13 protein-coding genes are annotated in these 13,772 nt (G+C 62.8%); 4 read left to right on the top strand and 9 right to left on the bottom strand.

Features of this window, described 5'->3' with window-relative positions; translation table 11 throughout:
* On the bottom strand, nucleotides 1-322 hold a 322-nt coding region (locus OB916_RS16560), incomplete at its 3' end, for an SPFH domain-containing protein (protein WP_390884104.1).
* Between the two features lie 710 nt (nucleotides 323-1,032).
* Here OB916_RS16560 and OB916_RS16555 point away from each other — a divergent pair.
* Nucleotides 1,033-4,218 carry a hypothetical protein gene (locus OB916_RS16555; RefSeq protein WP_315910406.1) on the top strand — a complete coding sequence of 1,062 codons (3,186 nt, stop codon included), beginning with the start codon at nucleotides 1,033-1,035 and terminating at the stop codon, nucleotides 4,216-4,218.
* Nucleotides 4,219-4,236: 18 nt separating this feature from the next.
* On the opposite strand, the gene OB916_RS16550 is transcribed toward OB916_RS16555, so the two are convergent.
* Together OB916_RS16550 and OB916_RS16545 are read right to left on the bottom strand one after the other, a co-directional pair.
* A complete protein-coding gene (locus OB916_RS16550; RefSeq protein WP_315910405.1) occupies nucleotides 4,237-5,526 on the bottom strand; it encodes an MFS transporter in 1,290 nt (429 codons plus the stop codon).
* 293 nt (nucleotides 5,527-5,819) lie between these two features.
* Nucleotides 5,820-7,565: a bifunctional N(6)-L-threonylcarbamoyladenine synthase/serine/threonine protein kinase gene (locus OB916_RS16545; protein WP_315910404.1), complete on the bottom strand. Its 1,746-nt coding sequence runs from the start codon at nucleotides 7,563-7,565 to the stop codon at nucleotides 5,820-5,822.
* A gap of 172 nt (nucleotides 7,566-7,737) precedes the next feature.
* Between OB916_RS16545 and OB916_RS16540 the strand changes: the two genes are divergently transcribed.
* A complete protein-coding gene (locus tag OB916_RS16540; RefSeq protein WP_315910403.1) occupies nucleotides 7,738-7,959 on the top strand; it encodes a hypothetical protein in 222 nt (73 codons plus the stop codon).
* 513 nt (nucleotides 7,960-8,472) lie between these two features.
* Here the strand turns inward: OB916_RS16540 and OB916_RS16535 are convergent.
* Together OB916_RS16535 and OB916_RS16530 are read right to left on the bottom strand one after the other, a co-directional pair.
* On the bottom strand, nucleotides 8,473-9,450 hold the full coding sequence (locus OB916_RS16535; RefSeq protein ID WP_315910408.1) for an AAA family ATPase: 978 nt from the start codon (nucleotides 9,448-9,450) through the stop codon (nucleotides 8,473-8,475).
* A 256-nt stretch (nucleotides 9,451-9,706) separates the two neighbouring features.
* Nucleotides 9,707-10,255 carry a KH domain-containing protein gene (locus OB916_RS16530; RefSeq protein WP_315910402.1) on the bottom strand — a complete coding sequence of 183 codons (549 nt, stop codon included), beginning with the start codon at nucleotides 10,253-10,255 and terminating at the stop codon, nucleotides 9,707-9,709.
* Nucleotides 10,256-10,438: 183 nt separating this feature from the next.
* On the opposite strand from OB916_RS16530, the gene OB916_RS16525 reads away from it, so the two are divergent.
* Nucleotides 10,439-11,242, top strand: coding sequence for a DUF4097 family beta strand repeat-containing protein (locus OB916_RS16525; protein WP_315910401.1), 804 nt, complete (start codon nucleotides 10,439-10,441; stop codon nucleotides 11,240-11,242).
* Here the strand turns inward: OB916_RS16525 and OB916_RS16520 are convergent.
* The 3 genes from OB916_RS16520 to OB916_RS16510 all read right to left on the bottom strand — a co-directional run bounded on the left by OB916_RS16520 (nucleotide 11,239) and on the right by OB916_RS16510 (nucleotide 12,856).
* Complete coding sequence (locus OB916_RS16520) at nucleotides 11,239-11,442, bottom strand: hypothetical protein (RefSeq protein WP_315910400.1); 204 nt, start codon at nucleotides 11,440-11,442, stop codon at nucleotides 11,239-11,241. The two genes, OB916_RS16525 and OB916_RS16520, sit on opposite strands and share 4 nt — an antisense overlap.
* A 2-nt stretch (nucleotides 11,443-11,444) precedes the next feature.
* The gene (locus OB916_RS16515) at nucleotides 11,445-11,822 is read right to left on the bottom strand and encodes a RidA family protein (protein ID WP_315910399.1); all 378 of its coding nucleotides are present in this window, start codon (nucleotides 11,820-11,822) and stop codon (nucleotides 11,445-11,447) included.
* 836 nt (nucleotides 11,823-12,658) lie between these two features.
* Nucleotides 12,659-12,856 carry a hypothetical protein gene (locus OB916_RS16510; protein ID WP_315910398.1) on the bottom strand — a complete coding sequence of 66 codons (198 nt, stop codon included), beginning with the start codon at nucleotides 12,854-12,856 and terminating at the stop codon, nucleotides 12,659-12,661.
* Between the two features lie 201 nt (nucleotides 12,857-13,057).
* Between OB916_RS16510 and OB916_RS16505 the strand changes: the two genes are divergently transcribed.
* The gene (locus tag OB916_RS16505) at nucleotides 13,058-13,273 is read left to right on the top strand and encodes a YgaP family membrane protein (protein ID WP_315910397.1); all 216 of its coding nucleotides are present in this window, start codon (nucleotides 13,058-13,060) and stop codon (nucleotides 13,271-13,273) included.
* 222 nt (nucleotides 13,274-13,495) lie between these two features.
* On the opposite strand, the gene OB916_RS17065 is transcribed toward OB916_RS16505, so the two are convergent.
* Nucleotides 13,496-13,633 (bottom strand): DUF1648 domain-containing protein, encoded by a 138-nt coding sequence (locus OB916_RS17065; protein ID WP_390884103.1) that lies wholly within the window; start codon nucleotides 13,631-13,633, stop codon nucleotides 13,496-13,498.
* Nucleotides 13,634-13,772: the final 139 nt, after the last annotated feature.

Genomic DNA, 13,772 nt, shown 5'->3' with positions numbered 1-13,772 from the left:
TCACCGGCGAGTTGTCACGGGTGATCGCCTCCTGGCGCGGTACGTCCAGCGTCTGAGTACGCATATCGAAAGCGTAGGTCTTCGAGACGAACGGCGGGATGAAATGAATCCCCGGTTCGAGGAGTCGCCGGAACTCCCCGAAGACCGTCACCGCGCGCTTCTCGTAGGCCTCGACGACCTCGACGGCCGAATACACTGTCGCGACGGCGATCGACAGCACGAGAAAGCCCGCGATCAGCGCGGGGTTGATTGCGAGGCCGATACCGAGCGTCTCGCTCGATAGCACGACTAGCAGCGCAGCGACGACCAACGCTGCCAGCATGATGGCAGCGGCACTGTTCGCGGTCTGCCGTACGCGTGGAATGGATGATCGGTCCATACGTGATACCTAGTGACACAGAGTCAAAGTCTCGTCGCCGCTACAGATGATACAAGTCGACTGCCACAAGACCGATCGGATATTTGCGTGCTGGGCGCTGGACGCCGTCCAGCGAACCTGCGAGCGGGCACGACCCGCGAACAGATCACGAGCAGCCTCGTTTCTCGGACGGCTTGACCTGGGGGTGTGTCCACTACGTCGTACGCGCTCGTGAGCCACTGATACCGCCACGACCTTCGATTGCCCGAAGCCTATCCAGTCCCCGGTCTCCGTCGGCATGCGCGCAATTCCGCCAGTAGCTATAATGACAAATCATACATATATGTGACAAATATCGGTAACTGAGTGGGATATTCTCTGTTATCGACCGTATCTTTAGTTACGTGATTCTGCTCTGTGGGGCTATACGGCACATCCAGTGACACCGAATTGTCTCGTACTATCTGAAAACCGCTATGATAAGAGAATTTATATATGGTGCCTACATATAGATTCTATAATATGATGGGGATAAGTCATATTTTCACCCATCTAATAATCTGTTAAGTGATATACTATTATCGCAATACAACGACGCTTTCTGAGTAGTTATATTCTTCAAGTGAGGAACGTCCAAACACTATTATAACAAGCTACCGATGGTTCTGTTGAGCATGGAGCAGCAGTTGTTCGACCACCGGAATAGATACTACCTCGATAGATACGACGACCGCGATGCGTTCTCGAGTTTTCTGCCCGGCATCGCGGGTGAGATGGGCATCCCGATGTGGGTCCTCTACGTCAACCGCGGCCAGGCCATCGCGAGCATGGGCGTCGGCGACAAGGACGGATCGATGCTGGAGTTCCTCCCCGCGAACAAGGCCTACCGCCAGACGGACACGCTGGGTTTCCGGACGTTTCTCGACGTCGACGGAGCCGAGTACGAGCCGTTCGCCGCTGACTCGGACGGTGACAGAGAGATGTACATCGGCGCGAACGAACTCGAAATTCGCGAAACCCACGACGAACACGGGCTGCAGACGACCGTTCGCTATTTCACCGTCACTGAAGAGCCGTTCGCGGGGCTCGTCCGAACAGTCGAGGTCGAGAACGTCGGCGAGCGAGCCGTCGACGTCTCGATGCTCGACGGACTGCCGGCGATCGTCCCGTACGGCGTCCCGGACGGACAGTTGAAGAACATCTCCCGGACGGCGGAAGCCTGGATGGCAGTCAAGCACCTCGATTCCGGCGTTCCGTTCTATCAGGCCAAGCCGACGATGGGCGAGGATTCGACGCTCAACGAGCACGAAGCCGGCCACTTCTACACTGCCGTCTCGGACGGCGAGCGACTCGACCCGCTGGTCGATCCGGACGTGGTGTTCGGCCAGAACACCTCCCTGGAGAGTCCAGAACCCTTCTTCGACGGCGGGCTGGATGCACTGGCCGACGACGAGCAGATCACCGTCGGTCGAACACCGTGTGGCTTTTTCGGGACGGAGGAGACGATGGCCCCCGGCGAGAGCCTGTCGCTGACGGCCCTGGTGGGCCATGCGACCGACCACGATCAGGCGCTCGAACACGCCGGTCGACTCGATGCGGACTTCGCCGCCGAACAGCGTGAGCGAGCGACGACGCTCGCTCGCGAGTTGACCGACACAGTCGCGCTCGACACCGCCGAGAAGACCTTCGACGAGTACGCCCGGCAGTCGTTTTTCGACAACGTCTTGCGCGGCGGCTGGCCGGTAATGCTCGGTGCGGACGACGACGTCGTCCAGCACGTCTACTCGCGAAAACACGGCGACCTCGAACGCGACTACAACGACTTCTACGTCGCACCCGAGTTCTACTCCCAGGGGAACGGTAACTTCCGTGACGTCTTGCAGAACCGTCGGGAAGACGTCTGGCTGAAACCGGACGTCGAGGACTTCAACGTCGCGTCCTACATGAACCTGGTCCAGCCCGACGGATACAATCCGCTCGTTCTGGAAGGCAACCGATTTTTCGTCCCGGAAGACGAGCGCGACTCGATCCTCGACCTGGTGGAAGACCCTGATACCGTCGTCGAGACCTTACAGGACGCGTTCACTCCGGGCGGGTTGCTCACCGCTGCCGTCGTCGAGGACGGCGGACTGACAGTCGACCCCGACGAGTTCCTCTCGGTCGCACTGGAGACAGCTACTCGGCACTTCGAGACCTCCTTCGGCGACGGCTACTGGGTCGACCACTGGACGTACAACCTCGACTCGATCGAGAAGTACCTCGACATCTATCCCGACCGCAAGGCCGAGCTGTTCTTCGGGAACAACGAGTACACGTTCCAGGACACGGCGGTGAAGGTCCGCCCGCGAGAGTTGAAATACGTGGAGTTCGACGGGAAGGTCCGGCAGGTCAACGCCCTCGAACACGACGAGGAGAAGGCCGAGTTGATCGACTCTCGCGAGGTCCGACCGTACGCCGTCCGGACCGACGACGGTCATGGTGCCGTCTTCGAGACCAACCTGTTCGTGAAACTCACGTCGCTCGGTCTGGTGAAGTTCGCGACGATGGACCCCGCGGGAATGGGGATAGAGATGGAAGCCGGTAATCCGGGGTGGGACGACGCGATGAACGGGCTCCCCACGCTCTTCGGGTCGTCGATGCCCGAGACCTACGAACTCGCCCGGCTCCTGGATATCGTGCGGGAAGCCATCGCGGACGCGCCCGACGACGTCGACAGCGTCACGCTCCCCGTCGAGATCTACGACCTCCTCGAAGACGTCCGTGCGTCCCTCGCGTGGTACCGGGAGACCGACGCCGACGACCGAGACCACGCCTACTGGGACCGCGTCTCGACGGCCCGCGAAACCTACCGCGACCGCGTGCACGCCGGGTTCGACGGCGAGACCGTCGACGTGTCGCTGTCCGATCTGGACGACACGCTCGAAGACTTCCAGCGGAAGGTCGCCGAGGGGATCGACCGCGCGAAAGAACTGGGCGGCGACGTGCCGCCGACCTACTTCCGCTTCCACGTCGAGTCCTCCTCCGAGCGCGAGGTCGAGGACATGCCGGAAGGCATCACCCACGATGGACCGTTCGTCGAAGTCGACGAGTTCCGACCCGAGGCGCTACCACCCTTCCTCGAAGGCCCTGTCCGCGGCCTCAAGAGCGGGGCCGAAGCGGCGGACGCCCCGTCGATCTACGAGGCGGTGAAAGACAGCGGCCTCTACGACGAGAAACTGGGGATGTACAAGATCAACGCCGACCTCTCCGAGCAGCCCTACGAGATCGGGCGGGCGCGAACGTTCACCCCCGGCTGGCTCGAAAACGAGTCGATCTGGCTGCACATGGAGTACAAGTACCTCAAGTCGCTGCTTCAGGCAGGGCTCTACGAACAGTTCTACGAGGACTTCCGGGATGCGCTCGTCCCGTTCCAGGATCCGGCGGTGTACGGCCGGAGCCCGCTGGAGAACTCGTCGTTCATCGTCTCGAGCGACCACCCCGACGAATCGCTGCACGGTCGTGGGTTCGTCGCTCGCCTGACCGGTTCGACCGTCGAGTTCCTCAGTATCCTCCATCACATGCTCTACGGCGAGCAACCGTTCGAGTACGAGGACGAGCTCACGCTCTCGTTCGAGCCGAAACTGCCGGCGTCGCTGTTTGAGGACGGTGAACTCTCGGGGACGTTCCTGGGATCGGCGACGGTCGAATATCACAACCACGCGGGAGCGGATACCTTCGACGGCGGAGCCGTCCCGACGGCCGTCACCGTCGAGTACGAAGACGGCGAGACTGTCGAGATCGACGGCGCGACGATCGGTGCGCCCCACAGCGAGCGGATTCGTGCAGGCGACGCCGACCGGATCGTGGTCGAGCTGCACTGATCGATCGGGATCTCGTTTTCACGTTCCCGCCGTCTGTCGCGGCTTACCGGAGCGGCTGTCCGTCGAGACGAGCAGTCCGACCGCAGCGCCGAGGAACCCGAGGACTGAGATGCCGACGTACATGTCCATGATTCCGACGGCGTCCAGGAGCGTCCCGGCGACGATCTGGCCCGCCGCCGCTCCCAGCCCGTAGCCGAGGCCAGTCAGCAGCGACTGTGCGGTCGAGGTAACTCGCTCGGCCGAGATCTCGTGGGCGAGATCGACTGCCGCGACGCTGACCATCGCGAACCCGATTCCGCCCAGCGACTGGATCGCCAGAAGGATCACGGGCTGGGTCGTCAGCCCGTAGACGAGGTTCGGGATCACGACGATCACGCCACCCCCGACGAGCAACCACTTGTAGGAGATGTTCGTTTTCAGGACGTAGAGGAACGCGACGGCTTCGATGCCGGAGTTGATCGTCCACGCGACACCGGTCATCCCGTCGGGCGAGAGCACCAGCGGCCCGAGGCCGAGACTGACCTCCACATTCCGCATGTACACGGCGAAGAACGCCTCGCCACCCGAGATCGAGAGCCGAAGGAGGAAGGCTGCCGCCAGAATCACCAGGAAGTTCTTGTTCGTTATCAACGCCCTGGCTGCCTCCTTGAGACCTGGTTCGTCGTCCTCGCTCTCGCCGTCGCCCGTCCCGTCTTCGGATCGGCCGTCGTTCGGCAAGGACCACACGATAGCGACCATCAATCCGGCGCTGGCGACGTAGAAGTAGATGATCGACACACTGCCCAGATAGCCGACGAGGAACCCGAACCCGAGGCTGCCGATCGCCCACGCGAGCGATCCGAACGCTCGCACACTGCCGTAATCGAACCCGCGCGAGAGGACCATCCCGGTCGTGATCGGACTGATCGGTGATCGGAGCGCCGAATAGAGCGCCGTCCCCACTGCGATCAGGGCGAACGGGGCCGCAAGGCTGTCGCCGATCGGGTAGCTGAGCAACGCGAGTGCGGAGCCGAGACCGCCCACGACGAGGATCGTCCGATCGGCCCGGAAGTAATCGCTCAGCAGTCCCCACGCCGGCTGAGCGACGACGCCCGCAGCCATGAGCAGGAAGCCGATTTGCCCCATCTGGGAACCGGTCAACCCCATCTCTTCGAGATACACGTTTCTGAAGACCGAGAAGCCGGACGAACCGATGAAATAGACGAAAAACAGCGCCTGGAAGCGCACCTTCGAACTCTCCAGCGTGAGAAACTGTCCGAGGCCGCTCAATCCCGCCGACACCTCAGACCCGTCTCCGGAACTACTCATCCGCACCTCCCGACCGAAGCGGTGTATGGATGGTACTCATCAGAACCGTGAGAGACAGCTACGTCTACGTACTCTTGTCAGTTTCGTTCTGCTTGTCTCGCCCGTCTCGGAACCGTCCCTTGGGGCCGGATACAGATCCGATAGCGCTCGAAATCATTTTTGGAAAACATGTCCGATGAGTCACGCGGGACGAGACGGAGTCACGCTCGAAAATCACACCGTCCGAACTTCGGGACGGCGAGAGCGGGGCGGCCCTGGACGCGCTTGCACTGTCTCGCGAACCGTTCGCCTGCTCACTGATACCGACCGCGACCCTCGATCTCGCGTAGCCGTTCGAGAACCGTCTCGGGGTCGCTACTCTCGGCCCGGTAGGCCTCGCGGGCGGCCGCGAGCAGCGGCTCGGCGTCGTCGGCGGTCCCGGTCAGCGACTGGTCGAAGACGTGCAGGTCCATCGCGTAGTCCTCGGCGTCGTCGGTGAAGTAACCCAGCCCGAAGTCGATGAGATAGGTGCGCTCGGCGGTCGCGGCGTTGTCGGTCGTTTTCGAGGATCTCGTTTCGCTCGCCTCTCGTCCCACCCGGACGTTTCTCGTCGTCGGATCGCCGTGGACGAACCCGGCGTCGTGGATCGTCGCGAGATGCCGGCCCACGTCCCGAACCCGTGCTTCGGTCAGATCGTCACGGAGATCGGCCTCCCCGACGCGCTGGTAGACGAGCACGCCGTTCTCGGGGTCGACGTCTTCGATCACGGGCGTCGGGACGCCTTCCCGGCGGGCCTGGCTGGTGAGGCGCGCTTCCAGGCGCGTTCGTTCGCGCCGCAGGCGATCGTCGAGCGTCTCGTGGCGGTAGGTCCGTGGGTTGCGCCGCTTGGTGACGAGGCCGTCCTCAAAGGTGACTGTCGCTTCCGCCCCCTGGAGAGCGTCGCCCGCGTGGCCGCCCCCGTCGGCTCGGTCGTCTTTTCCGACCCGAACGCTGTCCCCGTCGGCGGTCCAATCCTCGTCCTCGCGCCAGGTGACCGGCACCTGGTCGGGACGGAAGTTCGAGTCGATCCGTGACTCCTCGATCGGGAGCGTGTCGTCAGCCTCGAACATCTTCGCGCCGAGCACGGCGATCATCCCGGCGTTGTCCCGCAGGAATCGAGCTTCGGGTGCATAGAAGTCCGCGCCGCGCTGCTCGCACATCGACTCAAGCATTTCCCGGAGGCGGTCGTTCTGTGCGACCCCGCCGCCGAGGACGAGCTGACCGCTGCCCGTCAGTGAGAGCGCGCGCTCGCTCACTTCGGTCAGCATCGCGAAGACGTGCTCCTGCAGGCCGAAGCACACGTCCTCGACTGCTTCCCCGTTATCCACAGCCTGTTTGGCAGCGCTCATGATCCCCGAAAACGAGAAGTCCATCCCCTTGACGACGTACGGCAGGTCGACGAACTCGCCGTCTTTCGCGCGCTCTTCGACCTTGGGGCCGCCGGGATGGGACCACCCGAGGTGACGGGTGAACTTGTCGATCGCGTTGCCGACGCCGGTGTCCATCGTCTCCCCGAGCACGCGATAGCGGCCGTTTCGATAGCCCAGGACGTGGGCGTTTGCGCCGGAGGCGTTCAGACACACCGGCGAGTCGAACCCGGATCGGTGACGGCCGATCTCCAGGTGCGCGACCATGTGATTGACGCCCACGAGGGGAACGTCGAAGCGCTGTGCCGTGGCGCGAGCCGCGGTGGCGACGATCCGCAGGCAGGGGCCGAGCCCCGGGCCGCGGGAGAAGGCGACGGCATCGATTGGCTGTCGGTCCCTTCCGTCGTACTCGCCAGCCCACTCGCGAGCTGTCTCCCGCGCCTGAGCGACCACTTCGGGGATCGCTTCGTGCATGTGCTCTGCGGCCTCGCGGGGATGGATCCCCCCGCTGTCGGGTTCGTAGGCGTCGGTGTAGATCTCGACGCGCTCGTCGTCGGTTCGGCGGGTCGGATCGCTCGTCTCGAAGACCGCAGCCGAGGCTGCCCAGGCCGTGCCTTCGATTCCGAGGACGCGAAGCGATCGACTGCGGTCCATCGAGTGATGGTCGGGCAGGGACGAAAAAGACGACTTCGGTCTCGGTTCGACGGTCGCGCAGGGATCCAGCAGGTTCGCGAGCGTCCTTGATATCTGACCTGCGAACTGGACGAGTGTGTCACCTGTCGCTTTCTGAGGAAACGCTTTCCGTGGCAAACTCCTTAGCACCGATATGTCTACGACCGTCCCGACGCCCGACGCTGACGAGACGTGTGCGTACTGTGGGTCGCGTATCTTCGACCACGACCCCATCTGCGTCCGTGATTGTACCGACGACTGTCGATCCCCCGAGTATTTCTGTAATTATGCCTGTCTCTCCGCGCACATCGACGAGCACGACCTCACGACGGGTGACGCCTGTGAGTGGAACCCTGACGAAAGCGACTGTTGCTGATACCGCCGGCTGTACAATTTCGAAATGATTCGCCACCCCGGGGTGGCGAATATCTGTACGAACGTACAGCCGGCAGTATGACTGGGGACGCCGGTCGATTCGCAGGCCCCTGTCCACAGATCCGAGCGCCTCGAAACCGCCCGAAAACGACGGATTCGCGAATGAACGCTGGATTCCGTCCACCGACCTGCGAGCGGGCTCAGCCCGCGCGAGCGGCGGACCGACCGCGACGGGCCAGCGCGAAGCCAAGCACGGCGAACGCCCCGAGCGCTGTGAGTGCTGCGATGGCGAACACGCCGCGAATACACGCGACTCCGAGACGCCAACGCCGAGCTGGATCTGACGGACGACCGGTCCGATGATCGCTCCCGCCATCACCGTCAGCGTCGCCGAGGCGAGGATCACCGCGAGCGTTCCCCGGCGGTGCGCAGAACCCGTCATGTGGCCGACTCAGAACCGGCAAAAGAACGGCGTTTCGATTCGCTCGCATCCAGCGACGACGGGCCAGCTCCGTCAGTACTCCATGCCGAACCGGCGCTTTCGGAGTTCGGGCGTGATCTGGATCCGGTCGATGTCCTGGCCGGTCCGGTACCAGACGAACGCTGCGCGGATGAACAGTTCGCGACACTCGATGCGAACCTCGCGGGGATTGCCCTCGGTCACCTCGTGGATGTCCCGGATCGCCTCGCGGGTGAACAGATCCGGGAACGATCCGTCGTACTCCTCGCCGCGGAAATAGGCCAGCGACCGGCCGACGTACTCGGCGATGTCCGACGGCTCGAACGGATCGATCCCCTCGTAATACCGGAGTCGCGACCCGAGCGTTCCCCGCAACTCGGCGACCCGACGTTTGCCCTCCGGTGTGCCCATCAAGAAGAGACGGACACCCATGTCGCCGGCGACCTGCAGCGTCGAGAGCAATCCCTCGGGCAAGACTTCGATCTCGTCGACTAGCAACAGAAGCGTCTTGCCGTCCGCCCGGATCTCCGTGACGACCTCCTGAACGGCGGCTTTGGCTTCTTCGGTGATCCAGGGGACCCCATCGCGGACCTGTTCGTATTCGTCTGGATCGATCCCGTATCCGGCCTCTGCCGCCGCATCCAGCAGCGCCGCGTACAGCTTCCGGGGCGTGATCTCGCGGGGGTTGTCGAGCGCGGCCAGGACGTACTCGTCGTGTTTGCCCAGATCCCGGCGGACGATCTCGCGGAACGCCGTCTTGCCCGTCCCGTAGGGGCTGACGAGCCCGATGTGCTGGTCCTGCAACAGCCAGGCGGTGACCTGATTGAGCATCTCGGTGTCGTGGCGGACGTATAGCGGTTCGGGCATCCGCGAGAGGCCCGCCTCCTCAGTGAACGGCAAGTCTGTCACCTCCTCCGGCTCGCCCCCCAGTTCTCGTCCGAACGACAGCAAGCGCTCGCGCACTTCCCGGAGCTGATCGAGCAACACGCCCTCCGACGGCGACTCCGAACGCTGTTCGTCCTCGTCACGCATCTCGCGCAGCCGTTCGACGACGTCGCCGACGCGCTGACCGTCGTCCCGGGTCACGTTGACGGCCGAATCGGATTTGTCGGTCACTGTCTACCCCCTGTGGTGGCTATCATAGTGTGGTTTTCGGTGTGTGAACATATCGTTTCCCCATTCAGAGGATCGAAATACATCGAAAGAAGCGTCGAACAGACGTCAGACACAGACCGCCGCGTTCGACTGGAAATTCAGACCAGCACCGGAGCGAGGCGGACGCCGCCACTCACCCTGTGAACTGGTGGTAGTCCATCCCGCGGTGTTTCATCTCGTTGTGCTTGCGTTCGAGGAACGAGTAGACCGACCCGTGGGGAGCACCCTCGATGATCATCTCGGCGGCCTCGCGAGCGGCTTCGACCTGCTCGGGATCGCCGATCATGCCGAACGTCGATCCGTAGATCGATACCGACGCACCGGACAGCTCTTCCATCAGTTCGCGCGTCCGTCCGTTCTCGCCGATGAGCCGTCCCTTGATCCGCTTGAGGTCTTTCTTGTTGCGAGCCACCTCCCCGATGTCGATCACGTCGAACAGCATGAGATCGTCATCGAGCAACGTCAGTGCGTCCTCGGGAGCGAACCCGCGGCCGATCGCCTTCACGATGTCCGGCCCTTTCAGTGCCGTGACGGGGTCGCCGACTGACTCGACTTTGACTGCACCGCTCTCGCTGTCGATGTCCAGGCGGACCTCCGCCCGTGATTCAATCTCGCGCATCGTCTCACCACCTTCGCCGATGAGAACGCCGATCCGGTCCTGCGGAATCTTCACGTGTTGCATAACCGACGCTATGCGATGAAACTGGATAAGTGTTCGGCACTGGGTCCGTCGGCTGTACTGCTGGCAGCCCCTGCTCGCGGCGTCCAGCCGCTGTCCTGCCTCGATGTCTCCATCGTGTCCTCTTGGGTTCACTGTGTATAGCCTCACCGACACGTTCATCCCGTCACGCGCGGTTGTGTTGCCATGGAAACATTCCAGAGGCGGACGTTTCTGATCGGATGCGTGACGGTGGCGTCGGGGGCTGCTGGATGTGTGTGGCCCGGGACGCTGACGTCTGCGCGGACGAGCGAGGAACTCGACGTGCCCTCAGGGACAGCGGTCGTCGTCGAGAACCGCAACGGCGACGTCCTGGTCGAAGGTGGGCAGACCGCGATCCTGGAGATCGAGAAATCGACGCGCTACGGCTCGGAGCTGCTAGAGAAGGTCAACGTCGAAGCGAGCGCGGACGGAGACCGCTTCCGGATTGAGACGATCGACCGGACGCCTCCCAACCAGAGCGTCAGCGTCGACGTAACTCTGTCCGTTCCTGACGGCGTGTCTGTCGAGCGTGTCGAGACGACGAACGGTGACGTCACTGCCCGGGACGTGTCGGGTGATGCGACGCTCCGGGGCACGAACGGTGACGTGCTGGCAGACGGCGTCGAGGGCTACGTGACGGTGCGCTCGGGCAACGGCGACGTTCGGACGCGCGGCGTGACTGGCCTCGACGGCGCCCGGACCAGGAACGGCGATGTCGACGTCGAGGTGCCGGCCATTCGAGGCGACGCCACCGCCGAATCGACCAACGGCGACGTCAGCGTCGCGATAGCACCGGGGATCGACGCCGTCGTCGACCTCCGGACGGTGAACGGGACCGTCGGATACAGTGGACTCGATCTCGAGCTATCGGTCGATCGACCTGCCCGTCTGCGCGGCACGCTCGGTGACGGCGGTAACGAACTCGCCGCCGCATCGACGAACGGTGACGTCCGCCTCCGGGCACTCTAGATGCCGGATTCAGCCGGCAGCCGACGCTGCAGGACCCGGGCGACTCCGGCGGTGGCGACGCCGATGGCGATCGCGACGCCGAACTTCACGAGGAGATTGACCCGCCGATCGGCCAGCAGTTCGTAGGCCTGGAGCAAGACCAGAAACGAAAGCGCTCCGATCACACCCCACAGGACGACAGCCCGACGCGCTCGATCCATGGTCACTTCGTCGCGATCGCCTCGATCTCGACGTCGACGTCTTTCGGCAGGGCGGCGACCTCGACGGCGCTCCGGGCCGGCGGCTCCGCCTCGAAGAACGTCTCGTAGACGTCGTTCATCGTCTCGAACTGCTCGACGTCGGTCAAGTAGACTGTGACTTTCAGTACGTCGTCCATGCTCGACCCCGCCGCTTCGAGGATCGCTTCGACGTTCTCCAGTGCCTGCTCGGTCTGGACGTCGATGTCGGCGTGATCGAGCAGATCGCCTTCCGGCGTCAGCGGGATCTGACCTGCCGTGAACACGAGGTCGTCCGTTTCCGTCGCCTGACTGTAGGCCCCGACCGCGGCCGGTGCGTCGTCGGTACTGACAATGCGTCGCATGTGTGGACGGTCACGCGGAACCGACATAAATGTCAGCTGATACTGCCGACCGCCTCGATCGGGATGCGAGATTTCGCATTGTCCGGTACCGCTGTCGGAGATGCCTCTCCGAACTCACAGCCGGCAGTACGAATGTGACACCCACTGTCTCGTGACTGATCGCCGACGATGAGCGATAAATGAATAACCGCTATATAGAATGGGCGGGGCGGAGCCGTCTCTGCTCACAGACAGCAGCGCCATCGACGTTCGACCGGATAGTCGGTGCCAGCAATCACCGGTGCCAGCAAGCTCGGAGCGGACAGCTACAGACAGTTCGGCCCGCCCGTTGGGCTACGAGATCCGGTCGAGATATGCGCATCCGACGGGAGTAGCTCGGCACGAACGAGACACGCCCACGACAAACTCGTCGACGAGGCGGTGGCACTCGCGGAGAGAGCAGCGGGCATTGCTGTCGGAGCAGGCCCACGTGGCCCGGTCGGGCCCCAGCTACGCTCGTCGCCGGCAGCGCGGTTCACATCTGCGCTGATTCGAACTGCGCCGATACTGCCGGCTGTCCGTTCCTAACAGTGATTCGCCAGATTGGGATGCCGAATTCCTTCGAAACGGCCTTGTTGAAACGCGTTGTCGGCGATAGGTCTCCGCGGCTGTGCTGAAACAGGGCGCTATTTCAGCACGCACCTCCCGTCATATCTCCAGTGGAAGTGCTGCCGTTTTCTGAACCTGTGGGTACGTTCCACACGGTAGTGATAGGGACAGTCTTTCCGTTCGTCACACTCCCTTTTGACAGATTCTGCCGATCAGTCACGGCGCTGCTGCATACCCATCTATCACCGCTACTCCCACGCGCTGGGACCGATACCGAGTTTCACTACGATAGGGCGGTAAGCGAAGACAACGACGACTATGAGTGCTAGTTCGGCCCAAAACCCAATCTCGCCCACAGCCACTGAAATGACCGTAAGTGTAAGAAACACTAGAATAAGCATTGCGACGTAATGTGGGACAAGTTCGATCAGTTGCTCTCTGTCCATACCTCCATTTAGGGGAGAATCCGCATCAACCCTTCCCCTGCGTTGCTAGACAGACCCTGTCTTCAGCACGCCGTTCATATCAACCACTGTGCCTGAGTGCGTTAATCCGCGTCGAGAGGTGAGCGTCTCGCTGTCTCGATTGGCCGCACGGTACTGGGTCAGCGACACGGTAATGCGTGTGCAGCCCTCCGGGTATCGTGCATGGAACAGAACGTCGGTTCCCTCGATAAGAACGTTCGTATCGCCGTCGGTGCGGTCGCCGGAACCGTGTCGCTGGCAGTGCTGGGTGGACAGGTCGACCTGCCGGAGATCGCGTCGCCGGTACTGGGTATTGTGGCGGTTATGATGCTCGCCACGGCCGTGACGGGCACCTGTGGGCTGTACTCGGTGCTCGGTATCGACACCTGCTCGGTGTGATTGACGACCTCTGTCTCCGGGGAGTGCTACCCCCGCGGCGTTCGGACTTCGAACCAGACCGCGAGACCGACCACCAAGGACGCTCCCGCCAGCGCAACCGGCACAATCGGCACGTCGATACCGAAGTTCCTGAGAAACACCATGAGCTGAACCACCAGGAGTAACAGTATCGCAACCGACCCGACGACCTGTCGTCGGCGTCCGTGGTATCAAACAGCACGCTCATGAACACGACGAGCGCCGGCACGGCCAAGACCGTGACCGGCTCGCCGCCGTCCCGTCGGTCTCGTCCGACGCGTTCCAGTGGACCGCCATCTGCTCCGGAAGCGCCGGGTATAGGATCCCTCCGAGCAGTAGCATCACGCCGACAACGCCCGCTGCAACCGTTTTTTACCTGGTGACTCAGCTTTGCACGTTAGCGTCAGCTGTTGAATGAACGAACAGGTGATCGATTTCTTCCATCAGGTCATCGACGCCACGATCATTATTGTCCCGAACC

The organism is Halapricum hydrolyticum, from assembly GCF_025517535.1.
In the GTDB taxonomy this organism is placed as follows: domain Archaea; phylum Halobacteriota; class Halobacteria; order Halobacteriales; family Haloarculaceae; genus Halapricum; species Halapricum hydrolyticum.
The sequence above is the reverse complement of the archived record's forward strand: the minus strand, read 5'-3'. Positions and strand labels throughout refer to the sequence as shown.